Raw genomic sequence first — 26,702 nt, 5'->3', positions numbered from 1 at the left:
GTAAGCCTGGCGGCAGGGCAGGCGATGAATATGTTGATGTCCATTGTGGCTGGCCGGCGACACCTGTCATGCTGAAAGCCAATTGAAAGGATGGCGCTCATATAGTGTGATCCTGATTCATGAAATTGATCAGGTATATCACCAATAACTATATCTAAGGGAGACACTTTACATGAAGAAAACTGCATTCTCGCTGGCCGCCATGGCGGTACTCGCCGCTGCCGGCAGCGCCCAGGCCCAGTCGAACGTCACCCTGTACGGCCGCCTGGACGCCGGCATCAGCAACACCAGCAACGCCGGTCCGAACAAAAGCTCGATGACGCAGGTGAGCTCCGGCGGCATGAACACCTCGCGCTGGGGCATCCTGGGCAGCGAAGACCTGGGCGGCGGCCTGAAGGCCGTCTTCAATCTGGAAGGCGGCATTCTGGTCGACACGGGCGCGGCCGATGGCGCGCTGTTCAAGCGCCAGGCCAATGTGGGCCTGGAAGGCGCGTTTGGCCGCGTCGTGCTGGGCCGCTCCTTCACCACCGTGTATGACTTCGTGCTGCCGTTCGATCCGATGGCCTATGCACCGTTCTACTCGTGGGCCACTTCGGCCAACGCGACGGGCCCGAGCAAATACGGCATGACGACGGCCTTCGACAACATGGTCAAGTATTCGGGCAAGACGGGCGACTTCAGCTACGGCGCATCGTACGGTTTCGGCGAACAGTCGACGGGCAACTCGGACAGCGCCAAGCTGGCCACGGCCGTCACCTACAAGACCGGCCCTGTCAGCCTGCTGGCCACGTATGAACAGGTGAACGGCAATGCCATCGCCGGCGGCGCGCGCGACAAGACCACCGCGTACCACCTGGGCGCCATGTATGACGACGGCCCGTGGAAAGTGCAGGCGGCGGCGCGCGACTACAAGCTCGATCCGGCTGCCTCCGGCAAGGCCGACGTGCGCGGCACCCTGTACTGGGGCGGCGTCAGCTACAAGACCACGCCGGTCATCACCCTGACGGGCGTGATCTACTACCAGGACGTGAAAAACGTGGCCGCCAACCTCGACGCAGATCCGATCATGTACGTGGCGCGCGTGCGCTATGCCCTGTCCAAGCGCACCGACCTGTATGTGGCCGGCGCGTATGCCAAGGCCAAGCACAACCAGCTGGTCAGCCTGTCGCGTGACGATGCCGGTTTCGGCGACACGCAGCGCGGCCTGATCGCCGGCATCCAGCACCGCTTCTAAGCCATGACGATGCTGCGCTCCCTATTCCTGTCGTTGCTGTGCCTGCTGCCCGCCGTGGCCGGGGCACAGGCGTCCGCGCCGGCCGAGTGCGTGGTGCCGTCCAAGCCGGGCGGCGCCATGGATTTGACGTGCAAGCTGGCGAAAAAAGGCCTGGCGCAGGAGGGCGCGGCAGGCGTGGCGGGCCCAATGCGCATCAGTTATCTGCCCGGTGGCATTGGCGCCGTGGCCTGGCACTCGATGGCATCGCAACGACGCCGCGCGGAAGCGAACACGCTGGTGGCGTTTTCAGGCGGTTCGCTGCTCAACCTGGCGCAGGGCAAGTTTGGCAATGCGAAGGCGGGCGACGTGCGCTGGGTGGCGGCGCTGGGCGCCGACTACGGCATGATCGCCGTGCGCAGCGATTCGCCCTACAAGAGCCTGGCCGACCTGATCGCTGCGCTGCGCCAGCATCCTGACAAGGTGCTGATCGGCGTCTCCGGCACCATCGGCAGCCAGGACTGGCTGAAGATGGCACTGCTGGCGCGTCATGCCGGCATCGATCCGAAAGTGCTGCGTTTTGTTGCGCTCGAAGGCGGCGGCGAAGTGTTTACGGCGATGCAGGCCGATTATGTGCAGGTGGTCTCGGGCGACACGTCGGAGGCCACACTGAACGCCAGCGCCAACCATGCGCGCGTGCTCGCGGTACTGTCGGAAAAGCGCCTGCCCGGCGTGCTGGCCGGCGTGCCGACGGCGCGCGAGCAGGGCTTCGACGTGGTCTGGCCCATCATCCGTGGCGTGTGGATGGGACCCCAGGTGCCCGAGGCGGACTACCAGCGCTGGGTGGCCACCTTTGACCGTGTCATGGCCACGCCGCAGTTCGCCGAGTGGCGCGCGCAGGCCGGCTTGTACCCATTCGCCCTGACGGGGCCGAAGCTGACAGCATATGTCAAGAAGGCGGTCGATGAGTATGCCAGGCAAGCGAATGAGCTTGGCCTGATGCGCTGAACGACATCCTATTAAAAAAACCTATTCATAGACGGAGACAACCCATGCAAACCAAGACCCTGCTTCAAGCCGCCTTTGCCACCGCGTTTGCCAGCCTGGCCGGCGCCGCTTTCGCGCAAGTGCCGGCCGGCTATCCGGCCGACTACCAGAAGATCATCGACGCGGCCAAGAAGGAAGGCAAGGTGGTGATTTACAGCGCCACCGACAGCAAGGCTGCCGCTCCGCTGATCAAGGATTTCAGCGCCCTGTATCCGGGCATTTCGGTCGAATACAACGACATGAATTCCACCGAAGTGTATAACCGCTTCATTTCCGAAGTGGCCGCCGGCGGCAACACTGCCGACGTGATGTGGTCGTCGGCGATGGACTTGCAGATGCGCCTGGCCTCCGATGGCTATGCGCTCAAGTACAAATCGGTCGAAGCGGCGAAGATCCCCGGCTGGGCCATGTGGGATGATCAGGCTTACGGCACCACGTTCGAGCCGGCCGCCATTGTCTACAACAAGCGCCTGCTCGATCCCAAGGAAGTGCCGAAGAATCACGACGACTTCGTCAAGCTGATCGCCACGCCGAAATTCAAGGACAAGGTCACCACCTACGACATCGAAAAATCGGGCGTGGGCTTCATGTTCATGGCGCAGGATGCGAAAGAATATCCGCAATTCCTGGCGCTGCAAAACGCCTTTGGCACGGCCAAGGTGCGCGTGCAGTCGTCGACGGGCACCATGATGGAGCGCATCTCGTCGGGTGAAAACCTGATCGGCTACAACGTGCTGGGCTCGTATGCCCTGGTGCGCGCCAAGACCGATCCGTCGATCGGCGTGGTGCTGCCCAAGGATTACACCCTGATCCTGTCGCGCGTGCAGTTCATCAACAAGAACGCGAAGAACGTCAATGCCAGCAAACTGTGGCTCGATTACATCTTGTCGCATCGCGGCCAGACCATCATCGCCAACGGCGCCAAGCTGTTCGCCATCCGCGCTGACGTCACGGGCGAAACCACGTCGGCTGACCTGATCAAGCAAATCGGTGCGGCCAACGTCAAGCCGATTCCCGTGCACCCGATCATCCTGCAATTTCTGGGACCGGCCAAGCGCATGGCCTTCCTGAAACAGTGGAAAGAAACAGCCGGCAAGAAGTAGGAATCGTTCCTAGGCCGTCTTAGCCGTCCGCAGGCGCATACCTGCGGACGGATGCCGCACCCTTCATTCATTGGATTCATCATGCAAACTGCCATCTTGCCGCTGCCTGCACGGTCGCGCTCTCCCTTGTCGCGCCTGAACTGGTCGCGCGGCGTGGTCGTGACGATCACGCTGATCGCCATCTTCTTGCCGCTGTTCCTGATTTTTTATCAGAGCTTTTTGAACGCGCCGTTTTTCATGCCCGTGCGCGAATTCGGCTTTGACTCCTACCGTTTCATCTTCGATGATCCCGATTTCGCCATGGCCTTCAAGAATGGCCTGATGCTGGCCTTCGGCCTGACCGTCATCGCCGTGCCGCTGGGCGGCATGCTGGCCTTCTTGATGGTGCGCACCGACTTGCCCGGCCGCGGCTGGGTGGCGCCCATGCTGCTGGTGCCCATCTTTGTCTCGCCGATGGTGATGGGCTTTGGCTACGTCGTCTCGATGGGGCCCGTGGGCTTTTACTCGATCTGGGCCAAGGAGCTGCTCGGCTTCGTGCCCTGGAATATTTATTCCTTCACCAGCATCGTCATCATTGCCGGCCTGACGCACGTGCCGCACGTCTACCTGTATGCTTCTTCGGCGCTGAAAAGCCTGGGTTCGGACGTGGAGGAAGCGGCCCGCGTGGCGGGCGCCTCGCCGATCCAGGTGATGCTTAATGTGTCACTGCCGATGATCATGCCTGCGCTGGCGTATGCTGGCGTGCTGGTGTTCTTCCTCGGCTTCGAAGTGTTCGGCCTGGTGCTGGTGCTCGGTGATCCGGAAGGCCATTTGGTGCTGCCAACCTATCTGTACAAGCTGACGAATAAACTGGGCACGCCGTCTTACCACCTGATGGCCGCCGTCGCCGTCTGCCTGGTGATGGTGACCATGCCGCTGGTGATGATACAGCGCTGGCTGCTCAAGTCCGCCAACAAGTATGTATCGATCAAGGGCAAGGGCGCGCGCAGCAAGGCCATGCCGCTGGGCCGCTGGAAATGGCTGGCGTTTGCCTTGCTGGCCGGCTGGCTGATCTTCACCATCATCCTGCCATTGACGGGCATCGTGCTGCGCTCATTCGTGCAGTACTGGGGCGAAGGCGTGCATCTGGCCGACGTGCTGACACTGCAGCATTTCCGCGATATTTTCGACCAGCCATCGCTGGTGCGCGGTATCGTCAACACCATACTGATCGGCGTCGTCGGCGGCGCCCTGGCCGTGGGCTGCTACAGCTTCATCGCGCTGGCCATGCACCGCAAGCAGGACGGCATCACGCGCCTGCTCGACTACAGCGTGCTGGTGCCGCGCGCCGTGCCGGGCCTGCTGGCCGGCCTGTCGTTCCTGTGGGTGTTCCTGTTCGTGCCGGCCTGGCTTGACGGCATGCTCAAGGGCATGGACAACGGCGTGGCCCTGTGGCTGAGCGGTCATGTCATCCCCGTGCTGCGCGAAGTGCGCTCGACGATTTTCGCCCTGTGGCTGGCGTATTCGGTGGTGTGGATGGCTTACGGCATGCGGCTCATTTCCACCGCGCTGCTGCAGGTGGGGCCGGAGCTGGAAGAGGCGGCGCGCGCCGTTGGTGCCAGCCGTGGCCAGGTGACGCGCGACGTCACGCTGCCGCTGATCAAATACGGCTTGCTGGGCGCCTGGCTGATGGTGTTCCTGATCTTCGAGCGCGAATACTCGACGGGTGTGTACCTGCTTTCGCCGGGCACGGAAGTGATCGGCGCCATGCTGGTGTCGCTGTGGGCAGGCGGCTCGACCGACCTGGTGGCGGCGCTGTCCTTCATCAATATCACCCTGGTGGCCATCGGCCTGGGCATCGCGCTGCGCTTCGGCGTCAAGCTGCATAACTAAATACAAAGACTGAGACCACATCATGAATGAATTGACCGTCAATGAGCTGTACCTGGACTACGGCACCGGCGCTGCCGCCAACCAGATCCTGAAGGGTGTCTCGATGCACCTGAAAAAAGGCGAAGTGGTCGCCCTGTTGGGGCCTTCGGGCAGCGGCAAGACTACCTTGCTGCGCGCCGTCGCCGGGCTGGAAAGCCCGAAGGCGGGCACCATCGAGATCGGCGAGCGCAATGTCTTCGACGGCGCGAAGCACTTCGAGATGCCGGCCGAGCATCGCAACCTGGGCCTGGTATTCCAGTCGTACGCGCTGTGGCCGCACAAGACCGTGTTCGACAACGTCGCCTACGGCCTCAAATTGCGCAAGATGGGCAGCACGGAGATCGCCGCGCGCATCAAGGAAGTGCTGACGCAGCTGGGTCTGGGGCACCTGGGCGAACGGTATCCGGATCAGCTGTCCGGCGGCCAGCAGCAGCGCGTGGCGATCGCCCGCGCACTGGTGTATAACCCGCCCGTGATCCTGCTCGACGAACCGCTGTCGAACCTGGACGCCAAGCTGCGCGAGGAAGCGCGCGCCTTCCTGCGCGAACTGATCGTGCGCCTGGGCCTGTCGGCACTGATGGTGACGCATGACCAGGGCGAGGCGATGGCCATTTCCGACCGCATTTTGCTGCTCAATAACGGCAAGATCGAGCAGCAGGGCACACCGCAAAGCATGTATGAAACGCCCGACACCCTGTTTACGGCCGAATTCATGGGCAGTAACAACCGCCTGCCCGGCAAGGTGGTACAGCGCGATGGCAGCGCCGTCCGGCTGCTGGTCGATGGCGCCTCCATGCAGGGCGTGGCGCGCGGCGCCAACGTGGGCACGGAAGTTACCACCATGATCCGCGTCGAGGAAGTGAAGATCAGCGCCACGCAGGTGGACAACGCCATCGAGCTGCCACTGCTGACCTGCATGTACCTGGGGGATCGCTGGGAGTGCCTGTTCGAGCGCGGTGGCGCCGAGAATATCAGCCTGCGCGCCTATTCGCGCCACAAGCTTGAAGCGGGCAAGTACTGGCTGCATATGCCGGCCGATAAACTCTGGGTGTTTTAACGGTGCCGTGGTGGCCACGCTGGCGCGCCGTCGGTGCTGCCCTGGCCGCCGGGCTGGCTGGCGCCGCCATCTGCCTGTGGCTGCACACGCCGCTGCCGTGGATGATAGGCCCCCTGTTCGCCACGGCCGGGCTGCGCCTGGCGGGGCGCGAACTGGCCTGCCCCGTGCGCGTGCGCGAAGCGGGGCAGTGGGCCATCGGCACGGCCCTGGGCCTGTATTTCACGGCGCCCGTGCTGGCCGTGCTCACTGTCTACACGCCGTGGATCGCCGGCACCGTGTTGTTCGCGCTGGCGCTGGGGGCTTCTGGCGCCATGCTGCTGCGGCGCCTCTCCGGTGTCGACCATGCCACCGCCTTCTTTGCCATGGCGGTGGGCGGCGCGTCCGAGATGGCGGTACAGAGCGAGCGCCATGGCGCCGATGTGGGCAAGGTCGCCGCGGCGCACAGCCTGCGCATGATGCTGGTAGTGGCGACGATCCCGTTCGGCGTGCGCTACTGGGGCAGCCATGGCCTGGAGGCGGGGCATGAAAGCTTCGTGCCCGGCGCCGCGCTGGTCGACTATGGCGGGTTGGCACTGCTGGTCGGCATCACGGTGCTGGCGGCCCTCGCATTCAAACGGGGCAGGCTGCCCAACGCCTGGGTCATCGGCCCGCTGCTGGCCGCGCTGCTGCTGACGGCGTGCGGCATCCATCTGTCGCGCCTGCCCGAATGGATAATACGCGCGGGCCAGCTGTTCATCGGTATCGCCCTGGGCACGCGCTTCAGCCCCGCCTTCCTGCATGCGGCGCCCCGCTACCTGGCGGGCGTGGCCGTGTGCACCATGCTCATGGTGTTGCTGGCGGCCGCCTTCGGTCTGGGCTTGTCGCACTGGATGGGCATCCACCCCGGCACGGCCATCCTGGCCGCCTCGCCCGGCGGTATCGCGGAAATGTCGCTGACGGCCAAGACCTTGCATCTGGGCGTGCCCATCGTCACAGCCTTTCACGTGGCGCGCATGGTGGTGCTGGTCTTGCTGATCGGTCCGCTATTTCGCCTGCTGCAACGTCCTTAATTTCCCCGCACCACGATTTCCTGCACCTTCGGTTCACGCTGGCGCATGAAGCGCGCGATGGAATCGACGGTGACGACGTCGATCTGGCGCGTCATGCGGCGCTCGAACGGGTGATCGTCAAAAGCGATATTGGCACGGAACATGCGCGCGCCCAGGCGCGTGGCGGCCGGTATGCTGAGCGTTTGCGGCGCGTAGCTGGCGCTGCGCAACCAGCTTTGCGCTTCGGCGCGCGTTTCGATCTTGCCAGGCTCGTTGCTGGCAGCGGCCAGGGTTTCCAGCACCCACTGGTTCGAGTTCTGGTACTTGGTGGAAAACGGGTAGGCCAGCATATTGTAGTTCGCCTCATGCAGGCGCTTGGGGGTGTTCGATGTCAGCAGGCGCACCAGTTGCTGCTGCGTATCCTGGCCGGGAATCAGGATCAGGGTTTCATACATGAATACATCATCCATGAAGAAATTGCCCAAGCCTTCGTTGTACAGCGACGATTGCGCCGTGCCGCACTCATTGAGTTCATGTACCACCAGCCAGCGACCCTTGGGGTGGTCGCGCCAGGCCAGCGCCATGTGCGAATAGCGCAAATTGTACTTCGACAGGTCCTGGCCGGCGCGCGCCACCAGTGCCACTTGCGCGCCCGAGCCATCGAGCGCTTTCAGGGTCTTTTGCGCCAGGTCCATCGATTTGACGAGCGTGGTGGCATCCGTTTGCTTTTCCTCGCACGAGCGCCCCGCATGGGCGGCGCCGGTCAGGGCCAGGCTGATGATAATGGCGGTCAGGCGTTTCATGGGGTCACGCTTTCGAATGGTGGAGGATGGCATTGCCGGCCGCGTTCGGCACATAGGCGATGGCCTTGCCCGACAGGACCAGCATGTGGCCCGTCGAGACGGCCACCACTTTGACGACCGTGCCGGCCGCCAGCGACAGGCCTTGCATGGCCTTCTGGCTCAGCTTGACGGAGGCCGTGGCGGCGGCGGACGCGCTCGTGGCTGCGCTTTTGAGCACGAGGACGCTGCCGTCAGCCACGTCTTCCACCTTGTCGATGACGATTTCACCGGCGGCGGCCAGCACCGACATGGATCCGACCAGCACGATGGCCGACGCCATGCTGGCGTTGTCGGAGGCGTTGGTGGTGTCGGAGTTGGCAGCCTGGGCCGTCAGGCTGACGGCGCACAGCAGGGTAATGGCGAGTACGTGTTTCATGGAGATCCTGTTCTTCTTGATGAGGGCATTACACTTTGGAGTGGTGCAGCAGTGCCTTGCCCAGTTCGTTCGGGATGAAGGCGATGGCCTTGCCGGAAAGAACCAGCATATGGCCGGTGGACAGTGCCACCACATTGACCACTGTGCCTGCCGCCAGCGACAGGCCCTTGGCTGCTTGCGTGCTCATCTGGATGGAAGCGCCGCCCGCTTCTGACGCGCCTATCAGTACGATGACGATGCCTTCGCCCACCGTTTCCACGCTGGCAACGACTACCTGGCCGGAAGCGACCAGCATCGACATGGAGCCGGCGACGACCACGGCGGAACCTTCGCTGAGGTTTTGCGAGCCTTTCGACAGGTTCTCTGAGGCCGCGGCGTGGACCAGGCCGGGAGCGGCCACGGAGAGCGTCAACAGCGACAGGGACAGGCAGAGGGGCAGCAAGCGTTTCATGTGTTTCTCCTTCAAGTGTGCCAAGTGGCAACGCCATCATTGTAGACTGTGGGCAATTGGTCAATGGAAACGCTACTCGTAGCGGGCAGGCATACCGCAGGTAGCGTATTGCGCTACTTTTTTGCCGCCAGAACCGATGCTATTTTTATAAAGGAAGTGCATGCCGCAAACCCACGCCTTGATCGAAGCCTTGAAACGCCTGTTGAAAGCGCGCGCCGTCACGTATGCCGAGCTGGCCCAGCGCATCGGCGTGTCCGAAGCCAGCGTCAAGCGGATGTTTTCGCAGAAGCAATTTACGCTGCAGCGCCTGGACCAGATCCTGGTGGCCATCGGCAGCGATTTCCAGCAACTGGCGCTGGCCGTGCAGTCAGCCCAGGCTACGCCCACCCTGATCACCGGGCTGACGTATGCCCAGGAAAAGGAAATCATCGAGGATACCCGGCTGTTCGTGGTGGCTGTGTCCGCGCTGAACTTGCTGCCGCTGGAGCAGATTGTCGCCATCTATGACATCAGCGAGGCGCAAGCCGTCAAATATTTGCTGCGCCTCGACAAGATCGGTTTCCTGGAACTGCTGCCGAATAACCGGGTCAAACTGCTGGTGGCGCGCACGTTTGCGTGGATACCGAATGGCCCGATTCATACCTATTTCAAAAAGGAAGCTTATGGCGACTATTTGAACTCGCAGTTCGATGGCGAGACAGAGTTGCTGCGCCTGGTGAACGTGATGCTGTCGAAAAAATCCACGGCGGCCTTGCTGGAGCGCTTGAAGCAAGTGGCGGTGGAGTTTTCGCAGCAGCACCAGGAAGACGCGCGCCTGCCTGGTGAGGAGCGCCTGGCCATCAGCTTCATGCTGGCCGCGCGGCCGTGGATGCCGCAGACGTTCAAGGCGCTGCTAAGGCAAGGATGAGCGAAACACTCACTTTCATCGTGAACCTTGTTGCGTGGCGCTCAGATGATTGTATTCACAGATTGCATATATTAAAAGAGAGAAAAAAGTAATCATTCTGTGGTGAAAGATAAACACTTTTTATAAATAAATAATATCATATCAAAAGACTTGTATTGGGAAAACCGCATGTTATTATTCCGAAAAACAACTTTCTTAAAGGCAAGATTTGTTTTTCGCATACTGCCTGTGTCAGGTAGTAATAAAAAATAATGGAAACAGGAACTCTCGTGAAAAAATTTTCCCCTGCTGTTGGTTTGTTTGTATTGGCTACATTAGTGACGGGTTGTGCCAGCGTGGGTAGTGAATCGCTGCGCAAGGAATCGGAGTCGAGCATTTCCCAAAAGATTGTCGAAGGTAAGACGACAAAGGGAGAAATCCGGACCATGTTTGGCTCGCCAACAAAAACCAGTTTTACGGATGGCGGCCTGGAAATCTGGAATTATGACTTCTCGAATGTTTCTGCCGATGCGGTCAGCTATATTCCTATCGTGAACCTGTTTGGTGCCAGCGCCAGCGGCAAGAAAAAAGAACTGGTTGTGATGTACGATCAGACAAACATCGTCAAGCGTTATTCGATGAGCGAATCTGACGTGACGCACAAAACGGGTTTGTTCAATAATTAAAAGCGTGGTGCCCAAAGGCTTCCGCTCATCCGTATTTCCGGCGACGTTACTCTTGCTTGTGTGAAGGCGGGGTAACGTCAGCGTCCTGAGTTTCCTGGACTCATCCCATCTTCGCTTGTTCCAGCGTCGCCACCCTCTAATTGTCCTGATGTGATTGCGCTTGCAACTCTTTAAGCAGGTGCCAGGCAAAAAAGCCCAATACGCCCATTCCCAGCAGCAACGCTGCCCACAGCGCGGCCAGGCGCCATGGCGCGCCATCGCCGGCCTTGGGCGTGGGCGCTGCGTCCGCATTGGATTGCAGCGGGCCGGTGCTGGCCGTCTTGAGCGCGCGCAATTCAGTTGCCTGGAAGCCTGGGGCTACCTGCGACAGCGGCTGCGCCACGGATACCGCGTTGCTCCTGCCAAAGGCTAGCCGATAGGGGGGCTTGCCGCTGGCCAGCAACACGACGGTGGCCGGTATCCAGCCCAGGCGCAAGGCGGGAGCATTGCCGGCGGAGAGCGGATGCTCTGGCGACGTACGCATCACCCATTCGGCTGTCTGGGTCACGGGCATGGCCAGTTCGCCCGAGACGCGCTCTTTGCCATCGAGGCCGATGCGGTAAAAGGTAGTGCTTAGGAGCGTTTCAAAATACGCACCTTGCGCCGGGCGTGCCTGATGGCGCAAGTGCAGCCGATGCCTGGGAATATAATCGTTCTGGCGATACACGCCCAGTGTGACGGGCAACACCACGTTGCTCTCCTTGAATTGCAGCGCGATGCTGTCGGCGGGAATCGCGATCGGCGTGGCATACGCCCAATCACCAGCAAGTTTGCCTGGAGCACCTCTCAGCACGATGCTCGCGCGTGGCGGCGGCGCCTCCGTTTCGCTGACGGCTTGCGCGGCAATCGATGCAAACACCAGCGGCTGGCCTTCCTGCCAGCTCAGGCGCGCGTAGCGGAAAGCGCGTGGCGCAAAGGCGATGCTGTCGTTGGCCAAGGTTTGCGTGTCGCTGTTGCTGAGCCAATTCAAGGTGGTGGTGCCAATGGCGTCCCATTGCTTCAGGTCATCGCTCACTTCCAGCAACACTTGAGCACTGTAATTGTCCGTGCTGGCCGGTGGCGTGAAGCGCAAGGCGGCGATGCGCTTGTCTTGCGTCTGCTTGCCCAGGTCGAGGATCAGCGCTTGCAGCGCCGCTGTGGCCGCTGTCGTGCCGGCGCGCGTGCTGACCGACAGCAAGCGGCCATCGTCGGCCGTGCGGATATCGATGCCTTGCAAGCCGTCGCCAGTTGCTGGCGCGCCCGTGACGGGGAAAATGCGGGCTGGAATGGCTGTCCTCTGCGTGGCTGATTGCGCTGGCGGAGCTCCGATGGCGTAGGGCAGGCGCTTGCCGTCGGCATCGAACAGGCGCAGGTCGGCCAGGCTGGCAGAGCGGGCGTGCAGGTAGACTTCCCTGGGCAACGATAGCTGGACGATGCCCGCGCCTGCCGGCGATTGGATCGGCATGCTCCAGCCGTAGTCCTGTGGCCGGTCCTGGCCAGGCGCAGCGAGCGCGGCGCCTGCCATCAACACGATGCCGAACATGAGTCTGGTTTTCATGTTGCTCCCGTTTGCGGTTCGGCTGGCGCTGGCGCGGCAGCCTTGGGGAAGGGCGCCAGGTAGCCGATCAAGACCATCAGCAAGCCCACGCCCACGAAGGATACGATGCGTTCGATGCCACCCACGTTCGACAGGTCGATCAGGAACAATTTCAGCACGACCAGCCCCAGCAGCATGGCGCCCATGCCCCACTGCTGGCGCCGCTGGTGGCGGGCCGCATGGCGCATCAGCAGCAGGGCCGTGATGCTCCACACCAGCGACAGCATGGCTTGCACGAATTGCGAGGCCAGCATGGCGTCAAAGGTGTACGGCACGCCCAGGTAGTGCGACACCGTGCGCAGCAGCATCAGGTTGAACCAGACATACACGCAGCAGGCGGCCACGGCCGGTAAACGCGCTTGCCACAGGGCGGGCAACGGCACTTGTTTCGCTGGCAGCAAACGGTAGCTGGCAATGGCCAGCAAGACGGCGAAGCCCGTGCTCAAGTCCAGCGGATTGAGCAACGGCAAATAGGGCAGGGGCGCCATGGCGCCATCGTCGACAATATTCCATGCGGCGATCAGCAGCAGCGACCACAGCGCGCCCAGCGGTATCAGGGTGCGCTGGTACCACGCGGCAATCGGCGCCACCGGCCAGGCCCCTGTTCTGCAGCGGCGGATCAGCCAGGCCAGGGCCAGCATCATGGCCCAGGCCGGCAAATAGCGGGCCCAGGCAGGGCTGACGCCGCCTTCGTGGCGCGCCAGCCAGGCGTTGACATGCATGGCTCCCACGGGCCACAGCATCAGCCACGGCGCGGCCGTGCGCTGCGTATGCAAGAAACGCAGCGCCCGCACGTCGAGTTGCCAGCCCGCTTGCGGCCAGGCCAGCAGCAGGTACTCGCCGGCCACCAGCGCGCTGGCCAGGGCCAGCCAGCTCAAGCCGGTCGGCAGGTAGTCGCGCAGATACAGCGCCAGCAGCAGGTTGGCGCTCCACAGGCCCAAACCGAGCCAGGTAGCCACGCTGAACCAGCGCAGCTGCGGCCAGTCGAGGCGCCGCGCCAGGATGGCGAACGCGGGCGTCGTGACGCACACGGCGATCAGGTACAGCGCCAGCCAGTGTTCGCCCGCATGCGGCTGCATCGTCAGGTCGCCGTCGATCAGGCGCAGCAGCCAGCTGACGAGCGGCACGAGGATGGCGGCAAACCACAGCAAGCCGCTCCAGACCAGCAGGGGCCGCGCGACCAGGGCCAGCAACGCGTCGCCGCCACGCGCACGCAGCGCCAGGAAACGGGCGCTGGCAAAGGCGGCGGCGCCCAGCAGCAGGGCACTGAGGAAGGAACCGTCGAACAGGCTGGCCGGGTGCTGGTACCAGGCCCAGCTGGCACGACTGAGCATGACCATGCCGGCCAGCACCTGCACGGCCAGCAGCAGGGCACGCGGCGCATGCCATTGTTCGCGCCGCGCCAGCGCCGCCAGCAGGGCTGCCACCGCCAGCGCGCTGACGGTCAGCAGATTCAGTTGCGTCGCTGCATCCGTGCGCAGCAGGATTTCGCTCCACAGGCCGCCCAGCAGCCAGGCCGTGGCGGCCGTCAGGAACAGCACGGACAGGCTGCTCATGAATTCCGGATACAGGTGGCTGGCGTGGCGGCGGAAATTGTAGGCCATCACAAGGGCGGCGGCGGCCAGCAGCGTGCAGCCGAGCCAGATGTTGGCGTGCAGGGCAGTTGCTGTATCGAGTTCCTGCATGGCAAGGAGGAAGGAAATCCAGGCGGCCGCCTGCACCAGCAGGCCGAAGGCCCAGGCCAGGGTCTGGCGCTGGCGCAAGCCGACCCAGACGATGCCCGCGCCTTCCAGCGCCCAGGCGGCAGACGTCCAGCGGCCGTCGAGGGCGAACGGGATGGCCAGCGTGCCAAACACGATGCCCAGCGCCAGGAAGGCTTCGGCCAGCAGGCGGAAGCCAATGCGGCGCCAGAGCGCCACGGCCAGTCCCGTGTAGCACAGGCCGGCAAGCAGCGCGGAAAACGCCAGGCCAAATTCAAAGTGCTGGACCAGGCCGTATTGCAGGCCCATGGCCGCCAGTGGCGTGCCGAAGACGAGGGTGCCATCCACATAGTGTTTCAGGCGCGGCGCCTGGCGCGCGCAATAGGCAATGGCGATGCCGATATAGAACAGCACGAACAGGATCAAGAACAGCTGGGTCGACAGGTAGTGCTCGGGCGTGTAGCGCAGCAGGCCCCAGGTGGTGGCGACGACAAAGGTAAAGCCAAAGCTCAGCACATTCAGGACGCGCCAGGCGCGCTTCAGGGCGATGGCGAAGACGCCCGCGTTGAGCAGCGCGTAATAGCTGAACAGGCCGATATGGTTGCCGCTGCCTGTCGACACGAGCAGTGGCACGGCAAAGCCGCCGACGATGCCGAAGACGGCCAGCCAGACGGCGTTTTGCAGCACGGCCAGCAAACACGTGAACGCCGTCAGCACGAACAGCACGGCAAACGCCAGGCCCGCCGGAATCAGTTCGTACAGGCGGAAGGCGCCGAACGTCACCAGCATCAATATCGCCAGCGCCGTGCCCTGCAGCGGCAAGCTGATGCCGGGACGTTTGAGCCGGATGCGCCAGGCCCATGCCAGCAGGGCAATATCGGCCAGTGCGATGCCGGCCAGGCGCAACTCGATGGGCACCGTGACCTGGGCCGACACATAGCTGAGCAGGAAGCTGACGCCGAGGAAGAGGATCAGCAAGCCCAGCTTGGCAACCAGGTTGCCGGTAAATAACCAGTTCTTCGCCTTGGCAACGAGGCCGTCCGGGCGCGCGATCCAGGAGGGAGTATTGGGGGCGGCAGGGGCGGGCCTGGAGGGAGCCTGCGCAGCTGGTTTCGGCGGCAAGGGCGCGGCTGTTGCGGGGGCTGCTGCCGGCGCCACCGTTGCCACCTCGGCCACCTTGATCGCGGCCGCTTGCGGCACGGGGGTGGGCGGCGGCAAGGGTGTCGGCACTGCCATTGGCGCCACGCTATCGGGCACGGCGGGTGCGATGGGCACGACGGGCGTGGCCGCTGGCGCTTCGGCTAGTCCTTCCAGTGCGCGCAGGCGCTGCTGGATGCCGTCGACTTCCTTGCGGAGGCGCGCTGTCAGCAACTCCAGATCCGCCACCTTTCGGCGGTGCTGCAGCACCAGCACGAAGGCGGTGACCAGCAAGGCCAGGATGGTCAATGATGTCATTCCAAACATGGTGGCAGCTTTCCGGGAGGGGCGGGCAGGGGCGCCAGCGCTATGCGCACATTACCTTATTATCAAGAAACAAGCGATTTCTGTTGTATCACGGCAAGTGCCGCGCCTTGTACTGCTGCAAGACAAGTTTGGACCTGCGGCAGGCTTTTCTTATTGATGCCGAGCAAGATGACGACATTCAGATTGTCGTGCGCAGGATAGTGCTGTATTTTAGCAATTCCTTAATTGCCAGTTCCCCATGCCATGAGTCAAAGCAGCCAGTTTTCCCTATTGTCGCAGCGCCGTTTCGGGCCCTTCTTCTGGACCCAGTTCTTCGGCGCCTTCAACGACAATCTGTTCAAGACGGCCCTGATGGTGATTCTCGCCTATGACGCGCTGAGCTGGACCACGCTAGACCCGTCCACCATCACCAACCTGATTCCCGGCCTGTTCATCTTGCCCTACGTCGTGTTCTCGGCCACGGCGGGCCAGCTGGCCGACAAATTCGAAAAGGCGGGCCTGGCGCGTTTCGTGAAATGGATGGAATTGGCCATCATGGCCGTGGCCGCCGCTGGCTGGATGACGCATACCCTCTGGCTGCTGGTGGCCGCCGTGGTGGGCATGGGCGTGCATTCGACCCTGTTTGGCCCCGTCAAGTATGCGTATCTGCCGCAGCAGCTCAAGCCCGAGGAATTGGTCGGCGGCAATGGCCTGATCGAGATGGGCACCTTCGTCGGCATTTTATTGGGTGAAATCCTCGGCGCCGTGCTGATCGTGCACAAGCCGCTGGGCGTGGAACTGGTGGCCGGCGCAACGATTGCCGTGGCCATTTTCGGGCTGATCGCCAGCTACCGCGTGCCGCGCACGCCCGCGCCCGAGCCGGACTTGAAGGTGAGCCTGAACTTTGTCGCCGAATCGTTCCGCAACCTGAATTTCTCGCGCAAGAACCGTCCCGTCTTCCTGGCCATGCTGGGAAATTCCTGGTTCTGGTTTTACGGCGCCCTGATCCTGGCGCAGTTCCCCGTGTATTCGAAGGATTTCCTGCATGGCGACCACAGCGTCTTCGTGCTGCTGCTGACGGTGTTTTCCGTTGGCATCGGCACCGGTTCTCTGCTGTGCGAACGCCTGTCCGGCCACAAGATCGAGATCGGCCTGGTGCCGTTCGGCTCCATCGGCTTGTCGCTGTTCGGCATCGACCTGTATTTCGCCAGCAATGCGTATATGAATACACAAGTTGTCGACGCGCTGGCGTTTGTCAGCCAGGCGGGCGTGCCGCGCATCTTGCTCGACATCGTCATGATCGGCGTGTTTGGCGGCTTTTTCATCGTGCCCCTGTTCGCCCTGATCCAGACGCGCTGCGACCCGAAACACATTTCGCGCACGATCGCCGGCATGAATATCTTGAACGCCCTGTTCATGGTGGCGGCCGCTGGCGTGGCCATCGTGCTGCTGGGACGAGGTTTTACCATACCCCAGCTGTTCCTCGTCACGGCCATTCTGAATGCGCTGGTGGCCGCCTACATCTTCTCGCTGGTGCCGGAATTCCTCATGCGTTTCCTGGCGTGGATACTCATCCAGACCGTGCACCGTGTGAAAGTCGTTGATGGCGAGCGCATCCCGACGGAAGGCGCGGCCGTGCTGGTGTGCAACCACGTCAGCTATGTGGACGCCATCGTCATCATGGCGGCCAGCCCCCGCCCCATCCGTTTCGTCATGGACCACCGCATCTTCAAGATGCCGCTGATGGGCTGGATTTTCCGCACGGCCAAGGCCATCCCCATCGCGCCAGCCAAGGAAAACCCCTTCCTCATGGAAAAGGCCTTCATCGACATTGCGCAAGCGCTGCACGAGGGGGAACTGGTGTGCATTTTCCCTGAAGGCAAGCTGACGCGCACGGGCCAGATCAGCGAATTCAAGGGCGGCATCGCCAAGATCGTCGAGCGCAGCAAGGTGCCCGTGATTCCGCTGGCGCTGCGTGGCTTATGGGGTCATCTGTTGAGCCACCGCAATGGCCATTTGTTCGAGCGCGCCTTCAAGGCAGGCTTGCGTTCGCGTTTGTCGCTGGCCGTGGGCATGCCTGTGGCGCCCGAGGCCGCCACGCCGGAGTTGCTGCAGCAAAAGGTGCAGGAATTGCGCGGCAAGTGGAAATGAACGCTATTTACGTTCTTTTGCCCGCGTAGCGGCCCCCGCCAACTACGCCAACTACGCCAACTGCGCCTGGTGCTGTTCCAGCAGGGCGGCGACGGCGTCGACATCCACCGGTTTCGTCAGGTGATGAGCGAAGCCAGCTTGTTCCTTGCGTGAGCGGGCCGTACCCAACCCGTCAGGGCGCCTTGCGCCACTGCGGCGCGCGCACCTGTAACTGGCGCTGCGCGCGCCCTCGGCCCGAGTTGCAACGCCAGCGTGTCCGGGCCGTTGGGACCATCGTGTTGCATCGTTTCTTGCGTCTGTGCTGTCACCGTTGCAGCCCGCTTTGCCACGCTGTGGCCAAGTTAGTAGCGCGTCGGCCGCGGCATGTCTTTTCGATACCATTGGTAAATATTCATGGTGGCCGGGCGAGGGCGGCCTGGACAGTGTTGCGTGCGCGATCACGGCTTCAGCAAAAAACGCATTACCCTGCTACAGTATTCATTCAATCCAACTTTCCCGCATTGCCGTTTTGCCGCCGCCCGCCAGCTTCCTCTTCGACCTGGCTGACGTCACGACGCTGTCGCTGTTTTATCATTGTTGCTTCATTGATAATTTAATTCGCTTGTTAGTTGCTATGTTTCAATTGTAACGATGCTTGACGATTTTAGAATGATCGTTCATTCTTTGATCTGCGTTAATAAATTTAGTCATTTCTAACGACACTAGCCAGCTTCTTTTTCAGAAAGTCCAAGATGCAACCAACCTTTTCCTTGACGTCGCCGCGTACGAGCGGCGCTATTGCCGTTCTGTGCGCCACTGTAATCATGGCCGGCTGCAGTAAAAAACAGGAAGCACCTCACGCGCAGCAAGCGCCACAGGTGGTCGTGTTTACTGTTAATCCGGCCGCGTTGCCGATGAGCGCCGAATTGCCCGGCCGCACGAATGCCTACCAGGTCGCCGATGTGCGTCCGCAAGTCGGTGGCTTGATCCAGAAGCGCCTGTTTGTCGAGGGTAGCGATGTGAAAGCGGGCACGGCCCTGTATCAGATCGATCCGGCCACCTACCAGGCGGCATACAACTCGGCCAAGGCCGCGCTGTCGAAAGCCAAGGCCAACCTGCTGACGGCTGGTCCGAAAGCGTCCCGCTACAAGGAACTGGTCGCCATCGAAGGCGTGAGCCGCCAGGAATACGATGATGCCGTCGCCGCGTTCGAGCAAGCCAAGGCTGACGTCGAGTCGGCCACCGCAGCGCTGGAAACGGCGAACATCAACTTGAAATACAGCACCGTGACGGCACCGATCAACGGCCGTACCAGCCGCTCGACCGTGACGGCCGGCGCGCTGGTCACGGCGGGCCAGGCCGAAGCGCTGACGACCGTGCAGCAACTTGACCCGATGTATGTCGACGTGACCCAGTCGAGCACCGACCTGTTGCGCCTGAAACGCCAGATGGCCGACGGCTCGCTGAAGAAAGTGGGCGAAGGCCAGGCCAAGGTCGACCTGATCCTGCCGGACGGCAGCAAGTACAGCGAAGCGGGCAAGCTGCAGTTCTCCGGCGTGACGGTCGATCCGACCACCGGCAACGTGATCTTGCGCGCACTGTTCCCGAACCCGAAAGGCGAATTGCTGCCAGGCATGTACGTACGTGCGCAGCTGGAAACGGGCGTGGATGAAAAAGCCATTACCGTGCCGCAAGTGGGCGTGACGCGTAACCAGAAGGGCCAGGCCACCGCCTTGATCCTGAACAAGGAAAACAAGGTCGAGCAGCGCGTGCTGACCACCAGCGGCACGGTCGGCAACGACTGGCTGGTGACGTCCGGTCTGGCCGCTGGCGACCGCGTGATCGTGGAAGGCTTGCAAAAAGTCAAGCCAGGTGCCCCAGCCGTCGCCGTACCGGCCAAGGCCGCTGCTGCACCTGCCGCTGCCGCTGCCGCTTCTGCCGCCGCACCGGCTGCCAGCGCCCACTAATTCAGGAGAATATCAATGGCCCGTTTTTTCATTGATCGCCCGATTTTTGCGTGGGTGATCGCGATCGTCATCATGCTTGCCGGCGTGATTTCGATCCTCAGCCTGCCGATCGCGCAGTACCCGAGCATCGCTCCGCCGTCGATTTCGATCAGCGGCTCCTACCCTGGCGCTTCCGCCAAGACCGTGGAAGATGCTGTCACCCAGGTCATCGAACAAAAGATGAAGGGTATCGACGGCTTGCGCTACATGGCCTCGTCGAGCGATGCGACTGGCGGCATCAGCATCACGCTGACGTTTACCAGCGGCACCAATCCCGACATCGCCCAGGTGCAAGTACAGAACAAGCTGCAGCTGGCGACGCCACTGCTGCCGACGGCTGTCACGCAGCAAGGCCTGGTCGTGTCGAAAGCCACGAAGAACTTCCTGATGGTGTTCGGCTTCATTTCCGAAAACGGCAAGATGGACCAGACCGACTTGAGCGACTATGTGGCCGCCAACGTCGTCGATCCGCTGAGCCGTGTTGCCGGCGTGGGCGATGTGACACTGTTCGGTTCGCAGTACGCCATGCGTATCTGGCTCGATCCGGCCAAGCTGCAAAGCTTCAACCTGACCCCGGCGGACGTGATCACGGCCGTGCAGGCGCAGAATGCGGAAGTGTCGGCTGGTGAACTGGGCGGCACGCCGTCCGTCAAGGGCCAGCAGCTGAACGCCACCGTGTCGGCGCAGAGCCGATTGCAAACGGCGGAGCAGTTCGGCGCCATCTTGCTGAAAACGACCACCAACGGTGCCATGGTGTACCTGAAGGACGTGGCCAGCATGGAACTGGGCCGCGAGAACTACAACACCGTGGCCCGCTACAACGGCCATGCGGCCACCGGCGTGGCAATCAAGCTGGCGACCGGCGCGAATGCACTCGATACGGCCAATGCGGCGAAAGCCATGCTGGGCAACCTGAGCAAGCAATTTCCTGAAGGCATGAGCTACCAGGTAGCGTTCGACACCACCCCGTTCGTGAAACTGTCGATCGAAGAAGTGGTCAAGACGCTGGTGGAAGCGGTCATCCTGGTGTTCCTGGTGATGTATCTGTTCCTGCAAAACTTCCGCGCTACCCTGATTCCGACCATGGCCGTGCCGGTCGTGCTGCTGGGTACGTTCGGCATCCTGAACGCGTTTGGCTATTCGATCAACACGCTGACCATGTTCGCCATGGTGCTGGCCATTGGTCTGCTGGTCGATGATGCCATCGTGGTGGTGGAAAACGTCGAACGCGTGATGAGCGAAGAGGGCTTGTCGCCGCTGGAAGCGACGCGCAAGTCCATGACGCAGATCACGGGCGCGCTGGTCGGTATCGCCATGGTGCTGTCGGCAGTATTCGTGCCGATGGCCTTCTTCGGCGGTTCGACGGGCGTGATTTACCGCCAGTTCTCGATCACGATCGTGTCGTCGATGGTGCTCTCCGTGGTCGTCGCGCTGGTATTCACGCCAGCCTTGTGCGCCACCCTGCTCAAGCCGGTAGAGAAGGGCCATCACGCCACCAACAAGGGTTTCTTTGGCTGGTTCAACCGCAGCTTCGACAGCAGCAGCAACAAGTACCAGGGCCTGGTCGGCAGCATGATCCGTCACCGCGGCCGTTCGATGCTGTTGTATGTCATCTTGCTGGCCGGCCTGGTATTCGTCTTCATGCGCCTGCCGACCTCCTTCCTGCCGGAAGAAGACCAGGGCATCCTGTTTACGCAGATTCAATTGCCGACGGGCGCCACGCAAGAGCGCACCCTGAAAGTGATCGAGCAGGTCGAAGACCACTTCATGAACAGCGAGAAAGACAACGTCGCTTCCGTGTTTGCCGTCGCCGGTTTCAGCTTCGGCGGTAACGGCCAGAATACGGGTATCGCCTTCGTGCGCCTGAAAGACTGGTCTCTGCGCAAGGACGTGGCGCAGAAAGCGCCGGCCGTGGCCGGCCGCGCCATGGGCAAGTTGTTGCAGATCAAGGATGCGATGGTGTTTACGTTCGCACCGCCTGCCGTGCTGGAACTGGGTAACGCCACGGGTTTCGACATGCAACTGCAGGATATCGGCGGTGTCGGCCATGACGCCCTGATGGCAGCGCGTAACCAGTTGCTGGGCATGGCGTCGCAAAACCCGGCCATGGTGGGCGTGCGCCCGAACGGCCAGGAAGATACGCCGCAGTACAAGATCGACATCGACCAGCAGAAAGCTACCGCGCTGGGCTTGCAGATCTCGGAAATCAACCGCGTGCTGAGCGTGGGCTGGGGTAGTTCGTATGTGAACGACTTCCTTGATCGTGGCCGCGTGAAGAAAGTGTTCATGCAAGGCAATGCCGAATCGCGCATGCTGCCGGAAGACTTGAACAAGTGGTTCGTGCGCAATACCGCAGGCCAGATGGTGCCGTTCTCCGCCTTTGCCACCGGCAAGTGGATTTACGCATCGCCACGCCTGGAACGCTACAACGGCTTGCCGTCAGTAGAGATCCTGGGTACGCCGGCACCGGGCCAGAGCACGGGCGCCGCCATGAACGCCATGGAAGCGATGGTGGCGCAGTTGCCGCCTGGCATAGGCTTCAGCTGGACCGGCGTGTCGCTGGAAGAGCGTGAATCCGGTTCGCAGACGCCGCAGCTATATGCGCTGTCGCTGCTGATCGTCTTCCTGTGCCTGGCTGCGCTGTATGAGAGCTGGTCGATTCCGTTCTCCGTGCTGCTGGTCGTGCCGCTGGGCGTGATCGGTGCCGTGCTCGGTACGTGGATGTTCGGCCTGTCGAACGACGTATACTTCCAGGTGGGCTTGCTCACGGTGGTGGGCCTGTCGGCGAAGAACGCGATTCTGATCGTGGAATTTGCCAAGGAAATGCAGGAATCGGGCATGTCGCTGCTGGACGCGACTTTGCATGCGGTGCGTCTGCGTCTGCGTCCGATTCTGATGACCTCGATTGCCTTCGGCCTCGGTGTGTTGCCACTGGCCATCTCCAGCGGCGCTGGTTCCGGTAGCCAGAACGCCATCGGTATCGGCGTGCTGGGCGGTATGTTGACGGCCACGTTCCTCGGTATCTTCTTCGTGCCGGTGTTCTTCGTGCTGGTGCGCGGCTTCTTCTCGAAGCCGGACGCGCCAACCACGCCGGCGACGCCTGGCTCGCCAGCCGTCACGCTTTCTAAGGATGCGCATTAATATGAAAAAAACGCTACTCTCCATGGCGGCACTGGCCTTGCTGGCCGGTTGCAGCCTGGCTCCCACGTATGAGCGTCCGGCAGCGCCGGCGCCCACGGCGTGGCCGACGGGCCCTTCCTACAAGGCCGACACGGCCGCCGCCGACGCCAAGCCGGTGGCGGACGTCGCCTGGCGCGAATTCTTTGCCGATGCGCGCCTGCGCCAGGTACTGGAACTGGCGCTGGCCAACAACCGCGACCTGCGCGTCTCGATCCTGAACATCGAGAAGGCGCGTGCCACCTACGGCATCGAACGCGCCGCCCTGATCCCGACCCTGTCGGCCTCCGGCGGCCAGTCGGCCACACGCGTGCCAAAGAACGCCAGTGCCAACGGCGAAGCGTCCATCAATCGCCAATACACGGCGAACCTGGGCGTATCGGCGTACGAGCTGGACTTCTTTGGCCGCGTGCGCAGCCTGTCCGACAGCGCGCTGGAGCAATACCTGGGCACGGAAGAAGCACGCCGTGCGCAGCAGATCAGCCTGGTGGCCGAAGTGGCCAGCACCTATCTGAACCTGGTGGCCGACCAGCAGCGCCTGCGTGTGGCGCAGGACACGTTGACAAGCCAGCAGTCGTCGTATGACCTGGCCGTGCGCCGCTTCAGTGCCGGCGCCACCTCGGGCCTGGACAAGTACGATGCCCAGACCAGTGTCGAGTCGGCCCGTTCCGACGTGGCTGTGTTCACGAGCCAGGTGGCGCTGGATCAGAACGCGCTGGTCTTGCTGGTGGGCGGCCCCGTGCCGGCCGACCTGCTGCCGCAAGGCGAGTTCGGCGACGTGACGGCGCTGGCGGACATTCCGTCCGGCTTGCCGTCGGACGTGCTGCAACGCCGCCCCGACGTGCTGGCGGCCGAGCGCACCTTGCGCGCTGCCAACGCCAACATCGGCGCGGCGCGCGCGGCCTTCTTCCCGCGCATTTCGCTGACGGCCACGGCCGGTTCGCTGAGCGACAACCTGTCGGGCCTGTTCAAGGCGGGCAGCGGCACGTGGAGTTTCATTCCGCAGATCAGCTTGCCGATCTTCGATGGCGGCGTGAACCGCGCCAACCTCGATATCGCCAAGGTGCAGCGTGAAATTTCTGTGGCGCAATACGAAAAGGCGATCCAGGTCGCCTTCCGTGAAGTGTCCGATGCGCTGGCCCAGCGCGGCACCATCGACGAGCGCCTGCAGTCGCAGGTCTCGCTGGTCGAGGCGTCGACGAAGAGCTACACTATCCATGACGCGCGCTACAAGCAGGGCGCCGAGTCCTACCTGAGCGCCCTGGTGGCGCAGCGCGCGCTGTACACGGCGCAGCAAAGCCTGATCACGGCGCGCCTGGCCAAATCGACCAACCTGGTGACCTTGTACAAGGTACTGGGCGGCGGTTGGCAGCCTGAGCAGACAGCCGTTGCGGCGGCTGGCAGCGTCCAATAATCACGGGGACGCCGACGCCGGCCTTGCCCGCAAGGGCAGGGCCGGCGCGCTACTGGAAAATCATGAATCAAGTTGAAAAGAAGCATCCAGACCCCGAGCGCGCCAACACGCGGCGCAAGCAGGTGCTCGATGCGGCCGAAAGCTGTTTCAGCCGCCGCGGCTTCCACGGTGCCAGCATGGCCGAGATATCCAAGGCGGCCGGCATGAGCGCGGGCCACATCTATAATTATTTTGACAGCAAGGATGCGATCATCGCCGCCTTCGTCATGAAGAACATGGAGCGGGTCACCAACCTGATGCAGGACCTGGCGCAGCGCGAGGACCCGCTGCAGGCCGTGGTCGACAATGCTGGCGAGCATGTGCTGGAAAGCCTGGACCCGAAAACCTGGGTGATGCCGCTGGAAATTTTTGCCGAGGCTTCGCGCAATCCCGCCATCGCGGAAATGTTGCACTGTGCGGATATCCGTTCGCGCAAGCTGTTTCTTTCGATCATACGCGATGCGCGCATCAAGCGCAGCCTGCCGGCCGACGAAGAGATGCTGGAAGGGCGCCTGAATGCCATGATCGCCATGTACCAGGGCTTGCCCGTGCGGGCGGTGCACAATCCGGACATGAAGGTCGAACCCTTGATCGCCGGTTTTCGCATCGTCCTGACGGCATTGCTGCTGGGCGAGTAGAACGCTTTGCCGCCAGGCTGAAAAAACTTTGCGCAGTTCGATATGAATCATGCGCAAAGCATGGCAAAAACCTAAAAGCCTCTGCTATAATTCCAACCTCGTCGGGGCGTAGCGCAGCCTGGTAGCGTACATGCATGGGGTGCATGGGGTCGGAAGTTCGAATCTTCTCGCCCCGACCATTAGATTCAAGGAGATACAGCGCAAGCTGTATAGAAACCCAGTACCGTATATTATACGTTTGTATAATATCGGTGCTGGGTTTTTCCGTTTACATGACGTATGATTTTCGTTACAGCATGCCGATGTCCGCTATCGGCCAAAAAGCAGCCGCTGAGCGGGAGGTAGATGGCTCACGTCCACGCCACTTCTGCGCTGGCTTTGCCGTTTTAACATATATCGGGTGAGTTCATTAGGTGGGTGTGTCCGCTCAAACATTTCGTCCAGCGGCCAGGAGCGGTCGTTGATGAGCCATTGGAGTGGATTAACTGCAATGAGCTGTAAGAGATTCAGCTGAGTCCAGTGTAGTTGTGGCTATTTATTCTTGTGAATATCGGTAGTCGACACCCTTAGACCATCGGTTTTGCCAGTGGAGCATGAACGATTTCGCTAATTCTGGACTGTTCCATACTACAACCACATTTTCACTATTTGATGTGGCGGCATCTTTACTGTAGTTGAAGCTTCCATTCTGCACAGTTAAATCATCAGCAACTATGTATTTGTCATGATGCATAGCATAAACTGAAATAGTCTTGGTTTGGATACCATCGTTAACTAACAGATTGAGTGCCTTAATGCTGTTCTTTCGTTGGTTTCGTCGGTCATCAACTATGACTTTAACATCGACACCTCGTTTCTTCGCGTTAAGCAAAGCTTCTACTATCTTCAGTGAATTGAAGGAGTACGCTGCAAGCCTGATTGTCGAAACGGATGTATTGATGACCTTAAGAACTAAAGCCTCAGCCCCATCATCTGGGGAAAAAGCATTCTCAAATGTTACAGTGGTCGCTCTGGTTTGACCCGACGGCGACCCAACCACCACTCCGTCGATGGTGAGAGAGGAGCCTTCAGCGATGGGGGCTAACATAGTGGCAATAATTGCCATAATCGCGATTTTCTTCATTAGTTGCAATCAATGTTAAATAACCAGGTGGAAAAACGGGTTGCTTCCGAGCATTAATGATACCTCTAATGACTTCGGATCGCGGCTATCACCCTTCTCAGTATGATCCTGAAGTAAGCATTATCTGCTGGTTACGACCGGCCGTTTTGGGGCGAATCCAGCCTGACGATGCAGCCGCTAGATTTTCACCCTGACAACCTGCTATGCTGCCCGAACGGCCGGGTTCGGCCACAAACGGTCGCTCACATAGAATTAGGGGGCGCTTCGTGCGCAAAGTCATAGCGGGCATCATTGCATTACTGAGTTTGAAAGGAGCCATGGCTGGCCAAGAGTCTCCATCAAATTTAAAGCAGATCATTTTATTTGCTTACCAAGGAGTCAAGCATGCAAACTTTGATGGTGGTCTCTCGACTTTTCCCAGATTTGCTAAATGGAAACAAGAGGTCGACGATCCGCTTCGGCGAATTGCACATTGAACCGGGCTATCTGCGTTATGAGTGCGAAGGAAAACCTAGTCAAACGGCTGTCGTATGGGTCACCCGCTGCACGTACATGCCTTTAAATAAGGCCGCCGCGTTCTGCGGCATGGAGGCCATGTGGCCGCCAATGGTAATGCTCAAGGGGATGCGGGAACACTACCCTCTTATTCAATTATCCGACACGGTTCAAGTCGTTGAGCATTACACACCTGAGCAGACGAAGAACCTTAGCCACCGCTTCAAACCGCACTTCCCAGCGATTCCCAACGGCTGCAATGGGGCGAAAGCAGCCATTCAGCGCTGACAGAGGATGGCGGCTATTTGCAAAAGTCGGGCTTTAT

The 26,702-nt window shown here is 61.4% G+C and carries 20 protein-coding genes and 1 tRNA gene; 15 read left to right on the top strand and 6 right to left on the bottom strand.

Annotated features, from left to right (window positions below):
- Positions 1-172 precede the first annotated feature (172 nt).
- The 6 genes from CLU92_RS13075 (at position 173) to CLU92_RS13050 (ending at position 7,377) form a co-directional block, all read left to right on the top strand.
- Positions 173-1,234 carry a porin gene (locus CLU92_RS13075; protein WP_101482235.1) on the top strand — a complete coding sequence of 354 codons (1,062 nt, stop codon included), beginning with the start codon at positions 173-175 and terminating at the stop codon, positions 1,232-1,234.
- Positions 1,235-1,237: 3 nt separating this feature from the next.
- Entirely contained in the window at positions 1,238-2,218 is a 981-nt protein-coding gene (locus CLU92_RS13070; RefSeq protein WP_180338511.1) for a tripartite tricarboxylate transporter substrate binding protein, read from the top strand.
- Positions 2,219-2,262: 44 nt separating this feature from the next.
- Entirely contained in the window at positions 2,263-3,360 is a 1,098-nt protein-coding gene (locus CLU92_RS13065; protein WP_101482234.1) for an ABC transporter substrate-binding protein, read from the top strand.
- A gap of 81 nt (positions 3,361-3,441) precedes the next feature.
- Positions 3,442-5,232, top strand: coding sequence for an iron ABC transporter permease (locus tag CLU92_RS13060; RefSeq protein WP_101482233.1), 1,791 nt, complete (start codon positions 3,442-3,444; stop codon positions 5,230-5,232).
- Between the two features lie 22 nt (positions 5,233-5,254).
- Positions 5,255-6,328, top strand: a complete 1,074-nt coding sequence (locus CLU92_RS13055; protein WP_101482232.1) for an ABC transporter ATP-binding protein — start codon at positions 5,255-5,257, stop codon at positions 6,326-6,328.
- Positions 6,329-6,330: 2 nt separating this feature from the next.
- Positions 6,331-7,377 carry an AbrB family transcriptional regulator gene (locus tag CLU92_RS13050; protein ID WP_101482231.1) on the top strand — a complete coding sequence of 349 codons (1,047 nt, stop codon included), beginning with the start codon at positions 6,331-6,333 and terminating at the stop codon, positions 7,375-7,377.
- On the opposite strand, the gene CLU92_RS13045 is transcribed toward CLU92_RS13050, so the two are convergent.
- The 3 genes from CLU92_RS13045 to CLU92_RS13035 are packed head-to-tail and all read right to left on the bottom strand — an operon-like array spanning position 7,374 to position 9,025.
- Positions 7,374-8,159 (bottom strand): DUF2145 domain-containing protein, encoded by a 786-nt coding sequence (locus CLU92_RS13045; RefSeq protein WP_101482230.1) that lies wholly within the window; start codon positions 8,157-8,159, stop codon positions 7,374-7,376. The genes CLU92_RS13050 and CLU92_RS13045 overlap by 4 nt on opposite strands.
- Before the next feature lie 4 nt (positions 8,160-8,163).
- Positions 8,164-8,574, bottom strand: a complete 411-nt coding sequence (locus CLU92_RS13040) for a hypothetical protein (RefSeq protein ID WP_101482229.1) — start codon at positions 8,572-8,574, stop codon at positions 8,164-8,166.
- Between the two features lie 28 nt (positions 8,575-8,602).
- Complete coding sequence (locus CLU92_RS13035) at positions 8,603-9,025, bottom strand: hypothetical protein (protein ID WP_101482228.1); 423 nt, start codon at positions 9,023-9,025, stop codon at positions 8,603-8,605.
- 160 nt (positions 9,026-9,185) lie between these two features.
- Between CLU92_RS13035 and CLU92_RS13030 the strand changes: the two genes are divergently transcribed.
- Both CLU92_RS13030 and CLU92_RS13025 read left to right on the top strand, forming a co-directional pair.
- Positions 9,186-9,932 carry a helix-turn-helix transcriptional regulator gene (locus CLU92_RS13030; protein ID WP_257561079.1) on the top strand — a complete coding sequence of 249 codons (747 nt, stop codon included), beginning with the start codon at positions 9,186-9,188 and terminating at the stop codon, positions 9,930-9,932.
- A gap of 269 nt (positions 9,933-10,201) precedes the next feature.
- Positions 10,202-10,597 carry a hypothetical protein gene (locus tag CLU92_RS13025; protein ID WP_218973460.1) on the top strand — a complete coding sequence of 132 codons (396 nt, stop codon included), beginning with the start codon at positions 10,202-10,204 and terminating at the stop codon, positions 10,595-10,597.
- A 136-nt stretch (positions 10,598-10,733) separates the two neighbouring features.
- Here CLU92_RS13025 and CLU92_RS13020 read toward each other — a convergent pair whose 3' ends face one another.
- Both CLU92_RS13020 and CLU92_RS13015 read right to left on the bottom strand, forming a co-directional pair.
- Entirely contained in the window at positions 10,734-12,173 is a 1,440-nt protein-coding gene (locus tag CLU92_RS13020) for a DUF3999 family protein (RefSeq protein ID WP_101482226.1), read from the bottom strand.
- Positions 12,170-15,367, bottom strand: a complete 3,198-nt coding sequence (locus CLU92_RS13015) for a DUF2339 domain-containing protein (protein ID WP_257561078.1) — start codon at positions 15,365-15,367, stop codon at positions 12,170-12,172. The genes CLU92_RS13020 and CLU92_RS13015 overlap by 4 nt, the downstream gene beginning before the upstream one ends.
- A 252-nt stretch (positions 15,368-15,619) precedes the next feature.
- Here CLU92_RS13015 and CLU92_RS13010 point away from each other — a divergent pair, with 252 nt between their 5' ends.
- From CLU92_RS13010 to CLU92_RS12985, 6 genes are all read left to right on the top strand, one after another.
- Positions 15,620-17,506 carry an MFS transporter gene (locus tag CLU92_RS13010; RefSeq protein WP_101482224.1) on the top strand — a complete coding sequence of 629 codons (1,887 nt, stop codon included), beginning with the start codon at positions 15,620-15,622 and terminating at the stop codon, positions 17,504-17,506.
- Between the two features lie 731 nt (positions 17,507-18,237).
- Complete coding sequence (locus CLU92_RS13005; RefSeq protein WP_101482223.1) at positions 18,238-19,452, top strand: efflux RND transporter periplasmic adaptor subunit; 1,215 nt, start codon at positions 18,238-18,240, stop codon at positions 19,450-19,452.
- 15 nt (positions 19,453-19,467) lie between these two features.
- On the top strand, positions 19,468-22,632 hold the full coding sequence (locus tag CLU92_RS13000; RefSeq protein ID WP_101482222.1) for an efflux RND transporter permease subunit: 3,165 nt from the start codon (positions 19,468-19,470) through the stop codon (positions 22,630-22,632).
- A gap of 1 nt (position 22,633) precedes the next feature.
- Complete coding sequence (gene adeC, locus CLU92_RS12995) at positions 22,634-24,082, top strand: AdeC/AdeK/OprM family multidrug efflux complex outer membrane factor (protein ID WP_101482221.1); 1,449 nt, start codon at positions 22,634-22,636, stop codon at positions 24,080-24,082.
- 62 nt (positions 24,083-24,144) lie between these two features.
- Positions 24,145-24,759, top strand: a complete 615-nt coding sequence (locus tag CLU92_RS12990; protein WP_101482220.1) for a TetR/AcrR family transcriptional regulator — start codon at positions 24,145-24,147, stop codon at positions 24,757-24,759.
- Between the two features lie 102 nt (positions 24,760-24,861).
- A tRNA-Pro gene (locus CLU92_RS12985) sits at positions 24,862-24,938 on the top strand.
- Positions 24,939-25,294: 356 nt separating this feature from the next.
- Here the strand turns inward: CLU92_RS12985 and CLU92_RS12980 are convergent.
- Positions 25,295-25,882: a phospholipase D family protein gene (locus CLU92_RS12980; RefSeq protein WP_101482219.1), complete on the bottom strand. Its 588-nt coding sequence runs from the start codon at positions 25,880-25,882 to the stop codon at positions 25,295-25,297.
- Between the two features lie 384 nt (positions 25,883-26,266).
- On the opposite strand from CLU92_RS12980, the gene CLU92_RS12975 reads away from it, so the two are divergent.
- A complete protein-coding gene (locus CLU92_RS12975) occupies positions 26,267-26,665 on the top strand; it encodes a hypothetical protein (protein WP_180338510.1) in 399 nt (132 codons plus the stop codon).
- Positions 26,666-26,702: the final 37 nt, after the last annotated feature.

The organism is Janthinobacterium sp. 61, from assembly GCF_002846335.1.
Lineage (GTDB): Bacteria > Pseudomonadota > Gammaproteobacteria > Burkholderiales > Burkholderiaceae_D > Janthinobacterium.
This window is presented reverse-complemented; position numbering and strand designations above follow the sequence as displayed.